Raw genomic sequence first — 18,825 nt, forward strand, 5'->3', positions numbered from 1 at the left:
CGCGCGGCCCGCAGCGGGTCGGGGCGGCGTCAGCCGACCGCGCCCTCCATCTGGAGCTCGATCAGGCGGTTGAGTTCCAGGGCGTACTCCATCGGGAGCTCCTTGGCGATCGGCTCGATGAACCCACGAACGATCATCGCCATCGCCTCGTCCTCGCTCAGGCCCCGGCTCATCAGGTAGAAGAGCTGGTCGTCGCTGATCTTGGAGACGGTCGCCTCGTGCCCCATCGACACGTCGTCCTCGCGGATGTCGACGTACGGGTAGGTGTCCGAGCGGGAGATGGTGTCGACCAGCAGCGCGTCGCACTTGACCGTGCTCCGGCTGCTGTGCGAGCCCTCCAGCACCTGGACCAGGCCCCGGTAGGACGTCCGGCCGCCGCCCCGGGCGATCGACTTGGAGACGATCGTGGAGGAGGTGTGCGGCGCGGCGTGCACCATCTTGGCGCCCGCGTCCTGGTGCTGCCCCTCGCCGGCCATGGCCACCGAGAGCACCTCGCCCTTGGCGTGCTCGCCGGTCATGTAGACCGCCGGGTACTTCATGGTGACCTTGGAGCCGATGTTGCCGTCGACCCACTCCATGGTCGCGCCCTCGTGGCAGACGGCACGCTTGGTGACCAGGTTGTAGACGTTGTTCGACCAGTTCTGGATGGTCGTGTAGCGGCACCGGGCGTTCTTCTTGACGATGATCTCCACGACCGCACTGTGCAGCGAGTCGGAGGAGTAGAGCGGCGCGGTGCAGCCCTCGACGTAGTGCACGTACGCGCCCTCGTCGACGATGATCAGCGTCCGCTCGAACTGGCCCATGTTCTCCGTGTTGATCCGGAAGTAGGCCTGCAGCGGGATCTCCACGTGCACGCCCTTCGGCACGTAGATGAACGAGCCGCCGGACCACACGGAGGTGTTCAGTGCGGCGAACTTGTTGTCGCCGACCGGGATCACCGTGCCGAAGTACTCCTTGAAGACGTCCTCGTGCTCGCGCAGGGCGGTGTCGGTGTCCAGGAAGACGACACCCTGCTCCTCGAGGTCCTCGCGGATCTTGTGGTAGACGACCTCGGACTCGTACTGCGCCGCGACGCCGGCGACCAGCCGCTGCTTCTCCGCCTCGGGGATGCCCAGCCGGTCGTAGGTGTTCTTGATGTCCTCGGGCAGGTCCTCCCAGCTGGTGGCCTGCTTCTCCGTGGACCGCACGAAGTACTTGATGTTGTCGAAGTCGATCCCGGTGAGGTCGGCGCCCCAGGCCGGCATCGGCTTGCGGCCAAACAGCCGCAGGCCCTTGAGCCGCAGGTCGAGCATCCAGGCCGGCTCGTTCTTCTTGGCCGAGATGTCCCGCACCACCGCCTCGTTGAGGCCGCGCTGGGCGACCGCCCCGGCGACGTCGGGGTCGGCCCAGCCGTACTCGTAGCGCCCCAGGGCGGCGAGCTGCTCTTCCTGCGTCAATGGCTGGACGATCTGCTCGGTCATCTATCTGTCCTCACAGTGGTGACGGTCTTACCGGAACGGGCACGCCCCGGCTGGGCGGGAATGTGCGTGGTGCACACTCCGTCGCCGTGCGCGATGGTGGCCAGGCGCTGCACGTGGGTGCCGACCAGGCGGGAGATCACCGCGGTCTCGGCCTCGCACAGCTGGGGAAACTCGGCGGCCACGTGCGCCACCGGGCAGTGGTGCTGACAGAGCTGGCCGCCGGTGGCGATCGTGGACGCGTTCGCAGCGTAACCCTCGGCGGTCAACGCTCCGGCGAGTGCCTCGGCCCGCGCGAGCGGGTCGTCGCCGGCGTCCTCCATGGCGGCCCGGCAGCGGGTCTCCAGCGCGGCGACCTGGTCGGTCGCGAACGCCTCGACCGCCGCGGCGCCGCCGTTGCGGGCGATCCAGCGCAGCGCGGCGGTGGCCATGTTGTCGTAGTGGTGGGTGCCGCAGCGGACCCGGGCCGCGTCGGTCAGCACGAACACCTTCGCCGGCCGGCCCCGGCCGCGGTGGCCCCGGACGGTCTGCTCGCGGGCGAGCACGTCGCCGTCGGCGAGCATCGCGTCGAGGTGCCGGCGGATCGCGGCCGGGCTGAGCCCGAGCGCCGAGCCGAGCTGCGCGGCGGTGGTCGCGCCCCGCTCCAGCAGCAGCTGGGTGACCCGGTCACGGGTGGAGAGATCCGCGACGGACGCGGACTGACCGGCGGCCGGGGCGGCCGCCGGCTGGTGCCCGGAGAGCGCCGCCGCGTTTTTCACAACGCCAACGTTACGTAATTCGTCCGGGGCCTGCAAACCCGGGTCCCGGTGATCCGAACCACCGCACGGACGGAGTCACCCGATCGGGCTCCACTACGGTGCGTAGGATTTGCGCCGTGAAGCAATCCGTCCGGTTCCCGGTCTCCACCGCCCTGCTGCGCCGTCTCGCGCTCGCCTCGATCATCGCGAACGTGGGCATCGTCGTCACCGGCGGGGCCGTCCGGCTCACCGGGTCCGGCCTCGGCTGCCCCACCTGGCCCCGGTGCACCGACGAGTCGTACGTGACGACACCGGAGATGGGCATCTACGGAGTGATCGAGTTCGGCAACCGCCTGCTCACCTTCGCCGTCGGCTTCATCGCGCTGGCGGTCCTGCTGGCCGTGCTGCTGCACCTCCCCCGGCGCCGGGACCTGGTCCCGCTCGCGGTCGCCGTGCTCCTCGGCATCCCCGCACAGGCGGTCATCGGCGGGATCACCGTGCTCACCGACCTCAACCCGTGGGTGGTCGGCCTGCACTTCCTCGCCTCGATGCTGGTGATCGCGGCCGCGTACGCGCTGTGGCGGCGGATCAAGGACCCGGTGGGCCCGGCGGAGGCCGTCGTGCCCGCCCCGCTGCGGACCCTCACCGCGATCACCACCGTGGTCAGCGCGGCGGTGCTGGTGATCGGCACCTGGGTGACCGGCAGCGGCCCGCACGCGGGCGACCACGGCGCCGCCCGCAACGGGCTCGACCCGGAGACGATCTCCCAGGTGCACGCCGACAGCGTCTTCCTGCTGATCGGCCTGTCCGTGGCGCTGGTCTTCGCCTTCCGCGCGGTCGGCGCGCAGCGGGCCGCGCGGGCCGCGCTGGTGCTCGTCGCAGTCGAGCTGGGCCAGGGCCTCATCGGGTTCGTGCAGTACTTCACCAACCTGCCGGCGCTGCTGGTGGGCGCGCACATGCTGGGTTCCTGCCTGGTGCTGCTGGCCACCCTCTCGGTGCAGTGGTCCACCCGCGAGCGCCGCCCGGTCGGGCCGGCCCCGGCCCCGGACGACGCCGACTGGGCCGTCCCCGTCGCCGCCTGACCGCGCCCGGCCCAGCCGGCTGTGCACCTGAGCGCTCCCCCACCCGCCCCGACGGTCAGCCGGCGGCGCGGCCCAGGTGGGTGAGGATCGCGTCGGCCAGGCGGTCGGCGGCGCCGTCGGCGTGGCCGAGGAACAGCGACGGCTCGGTGAGTTCCAGCTCCACCAGGACCGGCACGCCGTCCGGGCCCGGGATGAGGTCCACCCGGGCGTAGAGCAGCCGTCCCGGCCCGCCGGGCACCGCCGCGAGGGCCCGCTCCGCCACCGCCGACTGCTCCGGGGTGGCGGTGCGGGCGGTGATCTCCTCGGGCCGGTACAGCGCGTCGGCGCCGAGGTCCGGGCCGGTCAGCATCGGGCCCTTGCGGATGGCGTGGCTGAACGTCGGGCCGTCCGGCCCGGCCAGGAAGAGCAGCGCCGTCTCGCCGGCCGTGTCGACCGCGTCGAGGTACGGCTGCACCATGGTCAGCCGCCCGGCGTCCGACAGCCGCCGCACGTGCGCCACGGCCAGTTCCCGGTGGTGCGGATCGGCCAGGTCGTAGCGGCCGGTGTCCTGGCTGCCCGCGCTGACGGCCGGCTTGACGACGTACTCGCCGTGGGCGGCGGGTGGTCGCCAGTCCTCCCCCGGCGCGACCCAGGACGTCGGCACGGTGCGCACCCCGGCCGCCGACAGCTCGGCCAGGTACCGCTTGTCGGTGTTCCATCGCACCACGTCGGCCGGGTTGGCCAGGGCGGGCACCCGCGACGCCCAGGCGACGAACTCGTCGCGGCGCAGCGCGTAGTCCCACGGCGACCGGAGCACCGCCAGGTCGTACGCGGTCCAGTCGGCGGCCGGTTCGGCCCAGTCCACCGCCTCGGCGGTCACGCCGCGGCGCGCCAGCGGGTCTAGCAGCAGCCGGTCGTCGGGGTCGAGGTCGGGCAGGTCGGCACAGGTGACGAGAGCGACCCGGGGTTTCCCCCGGGTCGGCTGGTGTTGATCGGTCAAGTTGTTTATGTCAACGGGCCATCGTGCGCCGGGCCATCGACCGCCAGAGGTCGTTGCTCGGACGCATCTGGTCCATCAGTTCACGCTCCCAGGCGTTCTCGACGGTGACTCCCGCCTTCGCGCAGGCCTGCCGCGCCACGACGGTGTCGTCGGCGAACTGGTCGCCCCACACCCCGTCCTCGCCCACGAGGACGATGCGCGCGCCACGCTTGCCGACGTACTCGATGACCGCCTTCGCCCCGCCGTGACCGGCGGCGAACGACTTGATGCCCGCGACCAGGCCCTGCGGGGCCTGCCCGGGGGTCTGCTCGGCCGTCAGCGTCGTATCGGAACCATCTGCCATGTCGGGAAGCGTAAGCAGACTTGCACCCGGGCGGGCGAGAACCATGAACCTTTTGTGATGCCAATTACCCGCAGGTTTAAGGAGAACCACAGGCGGAATGCCCGGTCTTGTCCGGACTTATCCCGCCAAAAGGGCGGCCCGAACCGGGCCGGCCCAGGGCATCCGAGCGGTTCTGGAACCATACCGACGGCGTCACCGATGTGACAAGAAACCCGGACAAGCCATGCACGATGATGATTTGCCGGTACGGCCTCCGGCCGCCGGGGACCGAGCCGCACGACCCCCGGCCGGGACCCGGTTCGGCGCGGCGACCCGCCGGAGCGGCGGGCGCAGCCGGGTCAGATCAGCGCGTCGAGCGCGACGGCGGCGAAGAGGATGGTCAGGTATGTCGTCGACCAGTGGAACAGCCGCATCGGCTTGACGGCCTGCCCCCGCGCCACCCGGCGGGCGAGCTTGTGCGCCTCCACCACGAAGATGGCGCCGACCACCACGGCGGGCACGCCGTAGATGAGGCTCATCCCCAGCGGCCACACGGCCAGCGAGGACGCCACGGTCAGCCAGGCGAAGCCGATGATCTCGGCGTTGACCCGCCGCGTGGAGGCCACCACCGGCAGCATCGGGATGCCGGCCCGGGCGTAGTCGTCCTTGTACTTCATCGCCAGCGGGTAGAAGTGCGGCATCTGCCAGAAGAAGACCACCGCGAAGAGCGCCCACGCGGCCGGGGAGAGCGTCCCGGTGACCGCCGCCCAGCCGATCAGCACCGGCGCCGCCCCGCAGGCCCCGCCCCAGAACGTGTTCGCCGTCGTGGTGCGCTTGAGCCAGAGGGTGTAGACGACGTCGTAGTAGACGATCGCGGCGAGCGTGAGCCCGGCGGCCAGCAGGTTGGTGAACGCCGCCATCATCGCGACCGACACCGCCGCCAGCACCAGCCCGAAGATCAACGCGTTGCGCGGTGTCACGGTGTGCGTCGGCAGCGGGCGGCGCTTGGTGCGCCGCATCAACTGGTCGATGTCCCGGTCGATGTAGCAGTTGATGACGCTGGCCGCGCCCGCGGCGAGCGAGCCGCCGACCAGCACCACGGCCACCAGCCAGAGCGACGGCATCCCGCCGTCCGCGAGCATCATCGCCGGCACCGTGGTGACGAGGAGCAGCTCGACGATCCGCGGCTTGGTCAGCGTCACGTAGGCCGCGACCACCGCGCGGACGTCCCGGCGGGCCACCGCCGACGCCTCCGCCGCAGTCCGCACCGGCGGCTGCCCGGCAGAGTTGCTGACGGGGCGCTCGGTGATCATGCTCACGGATTGCCACCTTCCGGCGTCGGCAGGGGAGGTCGGATCGGCCGGACCCGACTGGGGCCACACGCCGGACCACAGACTACGCGTCGTCGTTTTGGCTGCCCGGGCGACCCGACAACGGTGCGGGCCGTCACACCGTCGGGGCACCACCGCGCACCGGCGCGGACCAGTACAGACCGGCATGCAGAGATCCCTGGGCGGACGTTTAGGACCGCTCGATAGGGTCATCACTGAGGGTTCCGCCCATCTGCCGAGGAGCACAACCATCGTGGCTGCCAACCGACCCGAGCACCCCGCACTCAACTGGTCCGACCTCGACCGCCGGGCCGTCGACACCGTCCGCGTGCTGGCCATGGACGCCGTGGAGAAATCCGGCAACGGCCACCCGGGCACCGCGATGAGCCTCGCGCCCGCGGCGTACCTGCTCTTCAACCGGGTCATGCGGCACAACCCGGCCGACCCGAACTGGCCCGGCCGGGACCGCTTCGTGCTCTCCGCGGGTCACTCCAGCCTCACCCTCTACATCCAGCTCTTCCTCTCCGGCTACCCGCTGGCCCTGGAGGACCTCAAGTCGCTGCGGCAGTGGGGCTCGCTGACCCCGGGCCACCCGGAGCACGGGCACACCCCAGGCGTGGAGACCACCACCGGGCCGCTCGGGCAGGGCCTCGGCAACGCGGTCGGCATGGCGATGGCGGCCCGCCGTGAGCGCGGCCTGTTCGACCCGGAGGCGGAGCCGGGCCGGTCGGTCTTCGACCACGACATCTGGTGCATCGTTTCGGACGGTGACATCGAGGAGGGCATCAGCCACGAGGCCAGCGCGCTCGCCGGGCACCAGCAGCTCGGCAACCTCACGGTGATCTACGACGACAACGAGATCTCGATCGAGGACGACACCCGCATCGCCAAGAGCGAGGACGTCGCGGCCCGCTACGAGGCGTACGGCTGGCACGTGCAGACCGTCGACTGGCGTGCCGGCGACGCCGACCAGGGCGACTACCACGAGGACGTGGAGGCCCTGCACCGGGCGCTGCTGGCGGCAAAGGCCGAGACCAGCCGTCCCTCGTTCATCGCGCTGCGCACCATCATCGGCTGGCCCGCGCCCAACAAGAAGAACACCGGCAAGATCCACGGTTCGGCGCTGGGCGCCGACGAGGTGGCGGCCACCAAGCAGCTGCTCGGCTTCGACCCGGCCCGCACCTTCGAGGTCGACGAGGAGGTGCTCGGGCACGCCCGCACGGTGATGGAGCGCGGCGCCCGGGCCCAGCAGGAGTGGACCACGGCGTTCGACGGCTGGGCCAAGGCCAACGCGGAGCGCCGCGCACTCTACGACCGGATGGCCGGGCGGGTCCTGCCGACCGGCTGGACCGAGTCGCTGCCGGAGTTCCCGGCCGACGCCAAGGGCGTCGCCACCCGGGCCGCCTCCGGCAAGGTCCTGGAGGCGCTCGCCGGAGTGCTGCCGGAGCTGTGGGGCGGCTCGGCCGACCTGGCGGAGAGCAACAACACCACCATGAAGGGCGAACCGTCCTTCGTCCCCGCCGTCCACGCCACCAAGGACTTCCCCGGCCACGAGTACGGCCGCACGCTGCACTTCGGCATCCGCGAACACGCCATGGGCGCCATCCTCAACGGCATCGCCCTGCACGGCGGCACCCGCCCGTACGGCGGCACCTTCCTGGTCTTCAGCGACTACATGCGCCCGGCGGTACGGCTCGCCGCGCTGATGAAGCTGCCGGTGGTCTACGTCTGGACGCACGACTCGATCGGCCTCGGCGAGGACGGCCCGACGCACCAGCCGGTGGAACACCTGACCGCGCTGCGCGCCATCCCCGGCCTGGACGTGGTCCGGCCGGCCGACGCCAACGAGACCGTGTGGGCCTGGCGGCAGGCCCTGGAGCACACCGACCGGCCGACCGCGCTGGCGCTGAGCCGGCAGCCGCTGCCGACGCTGGACCGGTCGACCCTGGCCGGCGCCGAGGGCGTGGCCAGGGGCGGTTACGTGCTGGCCGAGGCGTCCAACGGCAAGCCGCAGGTCATCCTCGTCGGCACCGGCTCCGAGGTGCAGCTCTGCCTGACCGCCCGCGAGCGGCTGGAGGCCGACGGCACCCCGACCCGGGTCGTCTCGATGCCCTGCCAGGAGTGGTTCTTCGAGCAGGACGAGGCGTACCGGGAGTCGGTGCTGCCGCGCGGGGTAAAGGCACGGGTGAGCGTGGAGGCGGGCATCGGCATGTCGTGGCGCGGCATCGTGGGTGACTGCGGCGAGAGCGTGAGCCTGGAGCACTACGGCGCGAGTGCCCCGCACTCCGTGCTCTTCGAGCAGTTCGGATTCACCCCCGACCGGATCGTGGCCGCCGCGCACGCGGCACTGACCCGGATGGGCGACATCACCGGTTTCACCACCGGCAACTGAGGGGAGCGTGGACGGCATGACGGACAGGCTGAGTGAACTCACCGCCGCAGGCGTGGCGGTCTGGCTCGACGACCTTTCCCGGGTACGGCTGTCCTCCGGCGGGCTGGACCAGCTCCGCCGGGAGAAGCACGTGGCCGGGGTGACCACCAACCCGACGATCTTCGCCAAGGCGCTGAGCGACGCCGACGAGTACGACTGGCAGCTGCGCGACCTCGCCTCCCGTGGGGTGGAGGTCGAGGAGGCCGTACGGATGCTCACCACGTACGACGTGCGGTGGGCGTGCGACGTGATGCGCCCGTCGTACGAGGGCAGCGGCGGGGTCGACGGCCGGGTCTCCATCGAGGTGGACCCGCGGCTGGCCCACGAGACCGACAGGACCGTCGCCGAGGCCAAGGCGCTGTGGTGGCTGGTCGACCGGCCGAACCTCTTCATCAAGATCCCGGCCACCGAGGCCGGCCTGCCGGCGATCACCGCCACCCTGGCGGAGGGGATCAGCGTCAACGTCACGCTGATCTTCGGGCTGGACCGCTACTCGCAGGTGATGGAGGCCTTCCTGGCCGGCCTGGAGCAGGCGAAGGCGAACGGGCACGACCTGTCGAAGATCGGGTCGGTCGCGTCGTTCTTCGTCTCCCGCGTCGACAGCGAGGTCGACAAGCGGCTGGAGAAGCTCGGCTCCGACGAGGCCAAGGCGCTGCGCGGCAAGGCCGCCGTCGCCAACGCCAAGCTCGCGTACGAGCGCTATGGCGAGGTGTTCTCCTCCGACCGGTGGCAGGCGCTCGCCGACGCCGGCGCCCACCCGCAGCGGCCGCTGTGGGCCTCCACCTCGACCAAGAACCCGGACTACCGGGACGTCATCTACGTCGAGGAGCTGATCGCCCCCGGCACGGTCAACACCATGCCGGAGCCGGTCGTGCACGCGTACGCCGACCACGGCGAGACCCGCGGCGACACCATCACCGGTTCGTACGACGAGGCCCGCAAGGCCTTCGCGGACCTGGAGTCGGTCGGGATCGACATGGCCGACGTCATCGAGACCCTGGAGCGCGAGGGCGTGGAGAAGTTCGAGGCGAGCTGGCAGGAACTGCTCGACGGCGTCCGCAAGTCGCTGGCGGCCGCGGGCCGCGGCGCCGGCAACCCGAGCGACGCCGCGAAGGACAACGCGCAGGCCGCGCAGCAGTCGGGAGGAAACGCGTGAGCGAGCGTAGCGAGCGAACCATCAGGCTCAGCAGTGCGGCGCCTCGCGCCGCCGCCGAGCGGAGCGAGGTGGCGGCGTGAGTGATCTGCTCAACGGCGCGGTCGAGGCCGCCGCCGGGCTCTCCGTGCACGGGGCCGACGCCGTCGACAAGTCGGCCCCCGCCTCCACCCGGGACGCGCTGGTGAACGCCGGCACGCCGGGCAAGCTGGCCGCGAAGGACCCGACCCTGTGGGGTCCGGACGCCGAGGCGGAGGCGAAGATCCGCCTCGGCTGGGTGGACACCCACCTGCGCAGCCGGGAACTGCTGCCCCAGCTCGCCGAGCTGAAGGCGGAGCTGGCCGACCTGGACCACGTGGTGCTCGCCGGGATGGGCGGCTCGTCGCTGGCCCCCGAGGTCATCGCCCGCACCCTGGGCAAGCAGCTGACGGTGCTCGACACCACCGACCCGGGGCAGATCCGGGCGGCGCTGGCCGATCGGCTGGAGCGCACCGTGGTCGTGGTGGCCAGCAAGTCCGGTTCGACGGTCGAGACCGACAGCCACCGCCGGGCGTACTGGCAGGCGTTCCTCGACGCGGGGATGACCGAGGCGGAGGCCGGCCGGCACTTCGTCGTCGTCACCGACCCCGGCTCGCCGCTGGAGGCCACCGCCGCCGAGATGGGTGCCTTCACCGTACTCGCCGACCCGAACGTGGGCGGCCGGTATGCGGCGCTGACCGCGTTCGGGCTGGTCCCGTCGGCGCTGGCCGGCGTCGAGGTGGCCGAGCTGCTCGACGAGGCCGACGCGCTGGCGCGGTCGCTGGGCGGGGACCGCGACAACCCGGCCCTGGCGCTCGGCGCGGCCCTCGGGGCGGCGGCCACCATGGGCCGGGACAAGGTCGCCCTGATCTCCGACGGCACCGGCATCGAGGGCCTCGGCGACTGGGCCGAGCAGCTGATCGCCGAGTCCACCGGCAAGGCCGGGGTCGGCATCCTGCCGGTCGTCGTGGAGTCGCCGCAGAGTCCCGGCGCCGCCGGCGACGACGTGCTCACCGTGACCTACGGCGGCGCGCTGCCCGCCGGCGCCGTCCCCGGCGGGGGCGCCGACGCCGACGTGGCCGTCAACGGCCCGCTCGGCGCGCACTTCCTCGCCTGGGAGTACGCCACCGCGATCGCCGGCGTGGTGCTCGGCATCGACCCGTTCAACCAGCCCAACGTCACCGAGTCCAAGGAGAACACGAACCGGATCCTCGACTCCGGTCCGCCGGCCGAGACGCCGTCGTTCACCGAGGGCGCGATCGAGGTGTACGCGCCGCAGGGCGCCCCCGGCGACCTGGCCGGCGTGCTCCGCCAGCTCGTCGACGCGACGGGCGACGACGGCTACCTCGCGGTGATGGCGTACCTCGACCGGTTCGCCGACGCCGACGCGGCCCGGCTGCGGCCGCTGCTGGCCGGTGCCGCCGGCCGGCCGGTCACCTTCGGGTGGGGCCCGCGCTTCCTGCACTCCACCGGCCAGTACCACAAGGGCGGTCCGCAGGTCGGCAGCTACCTCCAGCTCACCGGCGCGGTCGTCGACGACCTGCCGGTGCCGGGCAGGCCCTACACCTTCGGGCAGTTGCAGGCGGCGCAGGCCACCGGCGACCGGCAGGCCCTGGCCGAGCGGAAGCGCCCGGTGGTCCGGCTGCACCTGACCGACCGGTCGGCGGGCGTGGCCCAGCTGCTCGATGCCGTCGGGGCGTTGCGGGCGTGACGATGAGGACCGTGGATGACGCGGAGCGAGGAGGCGGCGTGAACCCGCTGCGCGACCCGCAGGACCGCCGGCTGCCGAGGATCCCGGAGCCGTGCGCTCTGGTGATCTTCGGCGTCACCGGTGACCTGGCCCGCAAGAAGCTCCTGCCGGCCGTGTACGACCTGGCGAACCGAGGGCTGCTGCCCCCGGGCTTCGCCGTGCTCGGCTTCGCCCGCCGGGACTGGGGCGACGGGGACTTCGAGTCGCTCGCCCACGAGGCCGCCAAGAAGCACGCCCGCACCCCCTGGCGGGAGGAGGTGTGGGCGCGGCTGGTGGGCAACATCAAGTTCGTCGGCGGCTCGTTCGACGACGACGCCGCGTTCGACCACCTCTCCGAGATGCTGGACGAGCTGCGCCAGACGCACGGGATCCCGGGCAACGCCGCCTTCTACTTCTCCATCCCCCCGGCGGCGTTCCCCGTGGTCCTCAAGCAGCTGGCCCGCACCGGGATGGCTGACAACGCCAAGTCCGGCGGCTGGCGCCGGGTGGTGGTGGAGAAGCCGTTCGGGCACGACCTGCCCTCGGCGAAGGCGCTCAACGACCTGGTCGACGACGTCTTCACCCGCGAGGACGTCTTCCGCATCGACCACTACCTGGGCAAGGAGACCGTCCAGAACATCCTCGCCCTGCGGTTCGCCAACAACCTGTTCGAGCCGCTGTGGAACTCCAAGTACGTCGACTCCGTGCAGATCACCATGGCCGAGGACGTCGGCATCGGCACCCGCGCCGGCTTCTACGACTCGGCCGGCGCGGCCCGCGACGTGTTCCAGAACCACCTGCTCCAACTGCTGGCGCTGGTGGCGATGGAGGAGCCGACGAGCTTCGACGCCGACGAGATCCGCACGGAGAAGCTCAAGGTGCTCCGGGCGATCACCCTGCCGAAGGACGTCGCCGAGGGCACCGTGCGCGGCCAGTACCTGCCCGGCTGGGTGGGGGGCGAGCGTGCCGTCGGGTACCTGGAGGAGGAGGGCGTCCCGGAGGACTCGACCACGGAGACCTACGTGGCCGTCCGGCTCGGCATCCAGAACCGCCGCTGGGCGGAGGTGCCCTTCTACATCCGGGCCGGCAAGCGGCTGCCGCGCCGCGTCACCGAGGTCGCCATCATGTTCAAGAGGGCGCCGCACCTGCCGTTCAACGAAGCCGACATGGAGTCGCTCGGCAACAACCAGCTCGTGATCCGGGTGCAGCCGGACGAGGGCGTCGTGCTCAAGTTCGGTTCCAAGGTGCCCGGCACGACGATGGAGGTCCGCGACATCGCGATGGACTTCCAGTACGGCGAGGCGTTCACCGAGGCCAGCCCCGAGGCGTACGAGCGGCTCGTGCTGGACGTGCTGATCGGCGACCGTACCCTCTTCCCGGACGCCGCCGAGGTCGAGCAGAGCTGGCAGGTGGTGGACCCGCTGGAGCACGCGTGGGCGGGCACGAAGCCGGAGCCGTACCGGGCCGGCGAGTGGGGTCCCCGGGCCGCCGACGAGATGCTGGCCCGCGAGGGCCGGGCGTGGCGGCGGGCGTGAGCGCGAGGAGTGAGCCGGTTCTGCGAGCCCCGCAGTCGCGAACGAAGGCACGTGCCGTGAGCAGCCGCAGCGAGCAGACCAGGAGGCTCCATTGATCGGCCTGTGGGACACCACCGGGAACGAGGTGGTCAAGGCGCTGGCCGCCGAGCGGCGCAGCGCGGGCGGGGTGGCCAGCGGCATGGCGCTCACCCTGATCGTGGTGGTGGACGAGAAGCGGGTCCGCGAGGCGGAGGCGGCGGCGACGATAGCGGCCGCCGCCCACCCCTGCCGGCTGCTGGTGGTGGTCCGCACCGACGTGGAGCGCGAGCGCAACCGGCTGGACGCGGAGATCGTCGTCGGCGGCCGGCTCGGTCCGTGCGAGGCGGTGGTCACCCGGATGTACGGGCGGCTCGCCCTGCACGCGGAGTCGGTGGTGATGCCGCTGCTGGTGCCGGACGTGCCGGTGGTGACGTGGTGGCACGGCGAGCCGCCGGCCGAGATCGCCACGGACTTCCTCGGCGTGGTGGCCGACCGGCGGATCACCGACTGCGCGCAGGCCGCCGACCCGATCGAGGCGATGCGCCAGCGGGCCCGGGACTACGCGCCCGGCGACACCGACCTGGCGTGGACCCGGATCACCCCGTGGCGCACGCTCGTGGCGGGCGCGTTCGACACCACCCAGGCCAGGGTGACCGAGGCGACCGTGGTGGCCCCGCCCACCGACCCGACCGCCGCGCTGATGCAGGGCTGGCTGGCCGCGCGGCTCGGCATCGAGCCGGTGTGGGAGCACACCGACGCGTCGCCGCGGATGCGGGAGGTGCAGCTGCGCTGCGCCAACGGCGACACGCTGACGCTGAGCCGCGACGACAGCGTGGCGACGTTCCGGCGTACCGGCCAGGAGGACCGGCAGCTGCCGCTCGTCCGCCGACCCCTCGGCGACGAGCTGGCCGAGGAACTGCGCCGGCTCGACGCCGACCAGGTGTACGCGGAGGCGCTGGGCACGGCGGCCGGGCTGGCCGACCTCGACCAGCGCCCGCCGCAGCGGGTGCACGTCTGGAAGGACCCGGCCACGGCCCAGCGGGCCGAGGCGGGGGTCACCGCGCACGTGGGAACGAGCGCCGAGCACTGAGCGCCCGACTGCTCGGGGCACCACGAATGACCGGCCGCGCGGCGGCCGGAGAAACGAAGGCACACAGATGAGTGAGGCGAGTGTCGCCGTCCACGCCGACGCAGACCTGCTGGCCCAGGCGGTGGCCGCCCGGTTGGTGGTCAAGCTGCTCGACGCGCAGGCCGAGCGGGGCCAGGCGTCGGTGGTGCTGACCGGCGGGCGGATAGCCGCGGCGGTGCACCGGGCGGTGGCGGCGCTGCCGGCCCGCGACGCCGTGGACTGGTCCCGGGTGGACGTCTGGTGGGGCGACGAGCGGTTCCTGCCCGCCGGCGACCCCGAGCGCAACGAGACCCAGGCCCGCGCCACGCTGCTGGACGCGGTGCCGCTGGACCCGGCCCGGGTCCACGCGATGCCGGCCTCCGACGGTCCGGCCGGGCCCGACCCGGAGGAGGCGGCGGCCCGCTACGCCGAGGAACTGGCCCGCGCGGCGCGGCCGGGACACGCCGAGCTCCCCCACTTCGACGTGCTGATGCTGGGCGTCGGTGAGGACGGGCACGTCGCCTCGGTCTTCCCCGAGCATCCGGTGCACCACGACAGCCGGCCGGTCAGCGCGGTACGGGGCAGCCCGAAGCCCCCGCCGGTGCGGACCACGCTGACCCTTCCGGCGATCAACACGGCCGAGGAGGTCTGGCTGGTGGCCAGCGGGGCCGACAAGGCACGGGCGGTCGGCATGGCACTGGCCGGGGCGGGGCCGGTGCAACTGCCGGCGGCCGGCGTGCAGGGCACGGGCCGGACCCTCTGGCTGCTGGACCGGGCGGCGGCGGCCGACGTCCCGGCCCGCTTCCGCAGCTTGCGCTGAGGTGTGAGGAAGGGCCCCCTGTTGACGCACAGCGTCAGCAGGGGGCCCTTCCTCACACCGGAGTGGGGTCGCCGCCTAGCCGGCGGGACGGCCCCGCCGGCGGCGCAGGGCGGCGAGGGCCTCGGCCAGGATGGCCTCGCCCTCCTCGGCGGTGCGCCGCTCCTTCACGTACGCCAGGTGGGTCTTGTAGGGCTCGGGCCGGACGCGGCCCGGCGGGTTCTGCGCGTCCTGGCCGGCGGGGAGGCCGCAACGCGGGCAGTCCCACACCTCCGGCACCTCGACCTCGGCGGCGAGCCGGATCGCGGTGTGGTGGTCGTTGCGGCACCAGTAGGTCACCGTCCGGCACGGGGCCGGCTGGTGGCGTTCGGGCGCGGATCCGACCCGGGTGCCCGGGATGACGTTGCCGATGGGCACGGCTGCTCGCTCCTGTCGTCGGAGGGGAACCGCCGCGGAGAGGGCGGCGGGCGACGCGGTGCAGCGGGTGGAACGGACTGCGCGCGGCCCGTCGTCGACGGACCGCGCGCAGATTGTACGACTTGGCGGGCTCAGACCGTGCCGCTGGCCATCTGGAGGCGGAGCCAGAGCCCCAGCCCGACGATGCAGGCGAACCAGACGATGCCCACCAGGACGGTGTAGCGGTCGAGGTTCTTCTCCGCCACCGAGGAACCGGCGAGGCTGGAGCTGACGCCACCGCCGAACATGCTCGACAACCCGCCGCCCTTACCGCGGTGCAGCAGGATCAGCATGGTCAACAGAACGCTCGTGATGACCAGCAACACGATCAACGTGTATGCGAACCAGATCGGCATGGCTGGGGTCAGTCCTCTCGTTACGATCCTCGCCCGGGCAGATCGGGCACGGTGGCACCGACCGACGGACGGGCGGAGTCAAGGATAGCGAGCGATCAGCGGGAGATGTGCTCCGGGAACCGGCAGATCTTCGCGAACTCCTCGGCGTCCAGGCTCGCGCCGCCCACGAGCGCCCCGTCGACGTCCGGCTGAGCCATGATCGCCGCGACGTTCGACGACTTGACCGACCCGCCGTAGAGGACCCGGACCTTGTCGGCGGTGTCCTGGCCGAAGGACTCCGCCAGGCGCTGACGCACCGCGCCGCACACCTCCTGGGCGTCCTCCGGGGTGGCCGTCTTGCCCGTGCCGATCGCCCAGACCGGCTCGTACGCCACCACGACCTTCTCCACCTGCTCGGCGGTGAGCCCCTTCAGGGCGCCGTCGAGCTGCTCGCTGCAGTGCGCCACGTGGGTGCCCTGCTCGCGGACGTCCAGCCCCTCCCCCACGCAGAGGATCGGGGTGAGCCCGTGGGTCAGCGCCGCCTGCACCTTGGCGTTGACGAGCGCGTCGTCCTCGTGGTGGTAGGCCCGCCGCTCCGAGTGCCCGATCGCCACGTAGGTGCAGCCCAGCTTCGCCAGCATCGGGCCGGAGATCTCCCCGGTGTAGGCCCCCGACGCGTACGGCGAGAGGTCCTGCGCGCCGTAGCCGATGAGCAGCTTGTCGCCGTCGACGGCGGTCTGCACCGTACGCAGGTCGGTGAACGGCGGCAGGACCACCGTCTCGACGTCGGTGAGCTGCTTCTCGGTGAGGCTGGCCGCCAGCTTCTGCACCAGCAGGTTGGCCTCGAGGTGGTTGCAGTTCATCTTCCAGTTGCCGGCCATCAGGGGCCGGCGGGTGACGCTCGCCATCAGTTCTCCAGGGCCGCGATGCCGGGGAGGGTCTTGCCCTCCAGGTATTCCAGGGAGGCGCCACCGCCGGTGGAGATGTGCCCGAAGGACGACTCGTCCAGCCCGAGCGCCCGCACCGCGGCGGCGGAGTCACCGCCACCGACGACGGTGAACGCCTCGCTCTTGGCGATGGTCTCGGCGATCCCGCGGGTGCCGTGGGCGAACGCCGGCATCTCGAACACGCCCATGGGGCCGTTCCAGAAGATCGTCCGCGCGCCCTTGAGGGCGGCGGCGAAGCCGGCGACCGTCTCCGGCCCGATGTCGAGCCCGACCCGCTTGCTGGGGATACCGTCGGCCGGCACGGTGTCGTGCGCGGCGTCCGGGGCGAACGCGTCCGCGGCCACCACGTCGACCGGGAGCATGATCTTGCCCTCGGAGCGCTCCAGCAGGCTGCGGCAGGTCTCGACCATCTCCTCCTCCAGCAGCGAGGAGCCCACCTCGTGACCCTGCGCCTTGAGGAAGGTGAAGCACATCCCGCCGCCGATGAGCAGCCGGTCGACCGACGGCAGCAGCGCCTCGATCACCGCCAGCTTGTCGGAGACCTTCGAACCGCCGAGCACCACGACGTACGGGCGCTCCGGCTCACCGGTCAGCCGGGACAGGACCTCCACCTCGCGCAGCACCAGCCGGCCCGCGACGTGCGGCAGCCGGGCCGGCACGTCGTGGACGCTGGCGTGCTTGCGGTGCACCGCGCCGAACGCGTCGTCGACGTACGCGTCGCCGAAGGCGGCGAGCTCGTCGGCGAAGGCGCCCCGCTCGGTGTCGTCCTTGCTGGTCTCACCCTTGTTGAAACGCAGGTTCTCCAGCAGCGCGACCTCGCCGTCGGCGAGCGCGTCCACGGTGGAGCGGGCGGACTCGCCGACGGTGTCGGTGGCGAAGTGCACCCGCGCGCCGAGCAGCTCCCCGAGCCGCCCGGCGACGGGGCGCAGGCTGAACTGCGGGTCCGGCGCGCCCTTCGGGCGGCCCAGGTGCGAGCAGACGACCACCTTGGCGCCGGCGCCGGTGAGGGCGCTCAGCGTCGGCAGCACGGCGCGGATCCGGCCGTCGTCGGTGATGTCACCGGTCTGCTTGTCGAGCGGGACGTTCAGGTCGGCGCGCACCAGCACGCGCCGACCCGACACCCCCTCGGCGAGCAGGTCGTCGAGGGTACGGATGCTCACTTAGGCCAGGCCTCCGTTCGTGACCGTCGGCTTCGTCACAGGGACTGGCCGACCAGCTTGACCAGGTCGACCAGGCGGTTCGAGTAGCCCCACTCGTTGTCGTACCAGCCGACGACCTTGACCTGGTTGCCGACGACCTTGGTCAGCGGCGCGTCGAAGATGCACGACGCCGGGTCGGTGACGATGTCCGAGGAGACGATCGGGTCCTCGTTGTAGACCAGGATGCCCTTGAGCGGGCCCTCGGCGGCGGCCTTCAGCGCGGCGTTGACCTCGTCCACCGTGGTCTCCCGGGCGACGTCGACGGTGAGGTCGGTGGCCGAGCCGGTCGGGATCGGCACGCGCAGCGCGTAGCCGTCCAGCTTGCCCTTCAGCTCCGGCAGCACCAGGCCGATCGCCTTCGCCGCGCCGGTCGAGGTCGGCACGATGTTCAGGGCGGCGGCGCGGGCCCGACGCAGGTCGGAGTGCGGCGCGTCCTGGAGGTTCTGGTCCTGGGTGTACGCGTGGATCGTCGTCATCAGGCCGTGCTGGATGCCGAACGTGTCGTGCAGGACCTTCGCCATCGGCGCCAGGCAGTTGGTGGTGCAGGAGGCGTTCGAGATGATGGTGTGCTTGGCCGGGTCGTACTGGTCGTGGTTGACGCCCATGACGACCGTGACGTCCTCGTTCTTCGCCGGGGCGGAGATGATGACCTTCTTGGCCCCGCCGTCGACGTGCGCCTTCGCCTTGGTGGCGTCGGTGAAGAAGCCGGTGGACTCGATGACCACGTCCACGCCGGCGTCGCCCCACGGCAGCTTCGACGGGTCCTTCTCGGCGTACGCCTTGATGGTCTTGCCGCCCACGGTGATCTCGTCGGCGGTGGCCTTCACCTCGTGCGGCAGGCGACCCAGGATGCTGTCGTACTTGAGCAGGTGGGCGAGCGTCGCGTTGTCGGTCAGGTCGTTGACCGCCACGACCTCGATGTCAGCGCCGGACGCCAGCACTGCCCGGAAGAAGTTGCGGCCGATCCGGCCGAAGCCGTTGATGCCAACCCGGATGGTCACAGGTCCCATCTCCTTGCGTTCTGGTCCGCCGGCGTAAGACCCGGGCCGGCGGAGGTGTGTGCGCCGACCGTTCGAGCCGGCCGTTGACGGTTCATCTCGGCCACCCCGCCGCGGTCTCGAAGGACCTGACCGCCGGAGGCGGTGTGCACGGCGAGGAGTGCCTGTGCCGG

The 18,825-nt window shown here is 72.1% G+C and carries 17 protein-coding genes; 7 read left to right on the forward strand and 10 right to left on the reverse strand.

Annotated features, from left to right (window positions below):
- Positions 1–29: 29 nt before the first annotated feature.
- The gene (gene sufB, locus OG989_RS28745; protein ID WP_151453357.1) at positions 30–1,460 is read right to left on the reverse strand and encodes a Fe-S cluster assembly protein SufB; all 1,431 of its coding nucleotides are present in this window, start codon (positions 1,458–1,460) and stop codon (positions 30–32) included.
- Entirely contained in the window at positions 1,457–2,215 is a 759-nt protein-coding gene (locus OG989_RS28750) for a helix-turn-helix transcriptional regulator (protein ID WP_327029051.1), read from the reverse strand. The genes sufB and OG989_RS28750 overlap by 4 nt, the downstream gene beginning before the upstream one ends.
- Before the next feature lie 98 nt (positions 2,216–2,313).
- Between OG989_RS28750 and OG989_RS28755 the strand changes: the two genes are divergently transcribed.
- Positions 2,314–3,276 (forward strand): COX15/CtaA family protein, encoded by a 963-nt coding sequence (locus tag OG989_RS28755; protein WP_327029052.1) that lies wholly within the window; start codon positions 2,314–2,316, stop codon positions 3,274–3,276.
- A gap of 55 nt (positions 3,277–3,331) precedes the next feature.
- Here OG989_RS28755 and OG989_RS28760 read toward each other — a convergent pair whose 3' ends face one another.
- The 3 genes from OG989_RS28760 to OG989_RS28770 form a co-directional block, all read right to left on the reverse strand.
- Positions 3,332–4,255, reverse strand: coding sequence for an ATP-grasp domain-containing protein (locus OG989_RS28760; protein ID WP_151453354.1), 924 nt, complete (start codon positions 4,253–4,255; stop codon positions 3,332–3,334).
- Between the two features lie 10 nt (positions 4,256–4,265).
- Entirely contained in the window at positions 4,266–4,598 is a 333-nt protein-coding gene (locus tag OG989_RS28765) for a hypothetical protein (protein ID WP_132240329.1), read from the reverse strand.
- Between the two features lie 338 nt (positions 4,599–4,936).
- Positions 4,937–5,896, reverse strand: coding sequence for a heme o synthase (locus tag OG989_RS28770; protein WP_151453353.1), 960 nt, complete (start codon positions 5,894–5,896; stop codon positions 4,937–4,939).
- Between the two features lie 265 nt (positions 5,897–6,161).
- Here OG989_RS28770 and tkt point away from each other — a divergent pair, with 265 nt between their 5' ends.
- The 6 genes from tkt to pgl all read left to right on the forward strand — a co-directional run bounded on the left by tkt (position 6,162) and on the right by pgl (position 14,720).
- Positions 6,162–8,300 carry a transketolase gene (gene tkt, locus OG989_RS28775; protein ID WP_327029053.1) on the forward strand — a complete coding sequence of 713 codons (2,139 nt, stop codon included), beginning with the start codon at positions 6,162–6,164 and terminating at the stop codon, positions 8,298–8,300.
- Between the two features lie 16 nt (positions 8,301–8,316).
- Entirely contained in the window at positions 8,317–9,495 is a 1,179-nt protein-coding gene (gene tal, locus OG989_RS28780) for a transaldolase (protein ID WP_327029054.1), read from the forward strand.
- Between the two features lie 76 nt (positions 9,496–9,571).
- Positions 9,572–11,221 carry a glucose-6-phosphate isomerase gene (locus OG989_RS28785; RefSeq protein ID WP_151453350.1) on the forward strand — a complete coding sequence of 550 codons (1,650 nt, stop codon included), beginning with the start codon at positions 9,572–9,574 and terminating at the stop codon, positions 11,219–11,221.
- Between the two features lie 2 nt (positions 11,222–11,223).
- Positions 11,224–12,774 carry a glucose-6-phosphate dehydrogenase gene (gene zwf, locus OG989_RS28790; protein WP_151453349.1) on the forward strand — a complete coding sequence of 517 codons (1,551 nt, stop codon included), beginning with the start codon at positions 11,224–11,226 and terminating at the stop codon, positions 12,772–12,774.
- Positions 12,775–12,865: 91 nt separating this feature from the next.
- Entirely contained in the window at positions 12,866–13,882 is a 1,017-nt protein-coding gene (locus OG989_RS28795) for a glucose-6-phosphate dehydrogenase assembly protein OpcA (protein ID WP_151453348.1), read from the forward strand.
- Positions 13,883–13,949: 67 nt separating this feature from the next.
- Positions 13,950–14,720, forward strand: coding sequence for a 6-phosphogluconolactonase (pgl, locus tag OG989_RS28800; RefSeq protein ID WP_151453347.1), 771 nt, complete (start codon positions 13,950–13,952; stop codon positions 14,718–14,720).
- Positions 14,721–14,795: 75 nt separating this feature from the next.
- On the opposite strand, the gene OG989_RS28805 is transcribed toward pgl, so the two are convergent.
- The 5 genes from OG989_RS28805 to gap all read right to left on the reverse strand — a co-directional run bounded on the left by OG989_RS28805 (position 14,796) and on the right by gap (position 18,655).
- Positions 14,796–15,134 (reverse strand): RNA polymerase-binding protein RbpA, encoded by a 339-nt coding sequence (locus OG989_RS28805; RefSeq protein ID WP_151453346.1) that lies wholly within the window; start codon positions 15,132–15,134, stop codon positions 14,796–14,798.
- A gap of 131 nt (positions 15,135–15,265) precedes the next feature.
- Positions 15,266–15,529: a preprotein translocase subunit SecG gene (gene secG, locus OG989_RS28810; protein ID WP_088999360.1), complete on the reverse strand. Its 264-nt coding sequence runs from the start codon at positions 15,527–15,529 to the stop codon at positions 15,266–15,268.
- 95 nt (positions 15,530–15,624) lie between these two features.
- Complete coding sequence (gene tpiA / locus OG989_RS28815) at positions 15,625–16,416, reverse strand: triose-phosphate isomerase (RefSeq protein WP_151453345.1); 792 nt, start codon at positions 16,414–16,416, stop codon at positions 15,625–15,627.
- Positions 16,416–17,615 (reverse strand): phosphoglycerate kinase, encoded by a 1,200-nt coding sequence (locus tag OG989_RS28820; protein ID WP_151453344.1) that lies wholly within the window; start codon positions 17,613–17,615, stop codon positions 16,416–16,418. Before OG989_RS28820 ends, tpiA begins: the two co-directional genes overlap by 1 nt.
- A gap of 35 nt (positions 17,616–17,650) precedes the next feature.
- On the reverse strand, positions 17,651–18,655 hold the full coding sequence (gene gap, locus OG989_RS28825) for a type I glyceraldehyde-3-phosphate dehydrogenase (protein WP_151453343.1): 1,005 nt from the start codon (positions 18,653–18,655) through the stop codon (positions 17,651–17,653).
- Positions 18,656–18,825: the final 170 nt, after the last annotated feature.

The sequence above is a fragment of the Micromonospora sp. NBC_01740 genome, assembly GCF_035920365.1.
Taxonomy (GTDB): domain Bacteria; phylum Actinomycetota; class Actinomycetes; order Mycobacteriales; family Micromonosporaceae; genus Micromonospora; species Micromonospora reichwaldensis.

What these genes read in the sequence shown, in the direction of transcription:
- sufB (WP_151453357.1), bottom strand. Translation starts at nt 1,460, where the DNA reads ATGACCGAGCAGATCGTCCAGCCATTGACGCAGGAAGAGCAGCTCGCC.
- OG989_RS28765 (WP_132240329.1), bottom strand. Translation starts at nt 4,598, where the DNA reads ATGGCAGATGGTTCCGATACGACGCTGACGGCCGAGCAGACCCCCGGG.
- tal (WP_327029054.1), top strand. Translation starts at nt 8,317, where the DNA reads ATGACGGACAGGCTGAGTGAACTCACCGCCGCAGGCGTGGCGGTCTGG.
- zwf (WP_151453349.1), top strand. Translation starts at nt 11,224, where the DNA reads ATGAGGACCGTGGATGACGCGGAGCGAGGAGGCGGCGTGAACCCGCTG.
- pgl (WP_151453347.1), top strand. Translation starts at nt 13,950, where the DNA reads ATGAGTGAGGCGAGTGTCGCCGTCCACGCCGACGCAGACCTGCTGGCC.
- secG (WP_088999360.1), bottom strand. Translation starts at nt 15,529, where the DNA reads ATGCCGATCTGGTTCGCATACACGTTGATCGTGTTGCTGGTCATCACG.
- tpiA (WP_151453345.1), bottom strand. Translation starts at nt 16,416, where the DNA reads ATGGCGAGCGTCACCCGCCGGCCCCTGATGGCCGGCAACTGGAAGATG.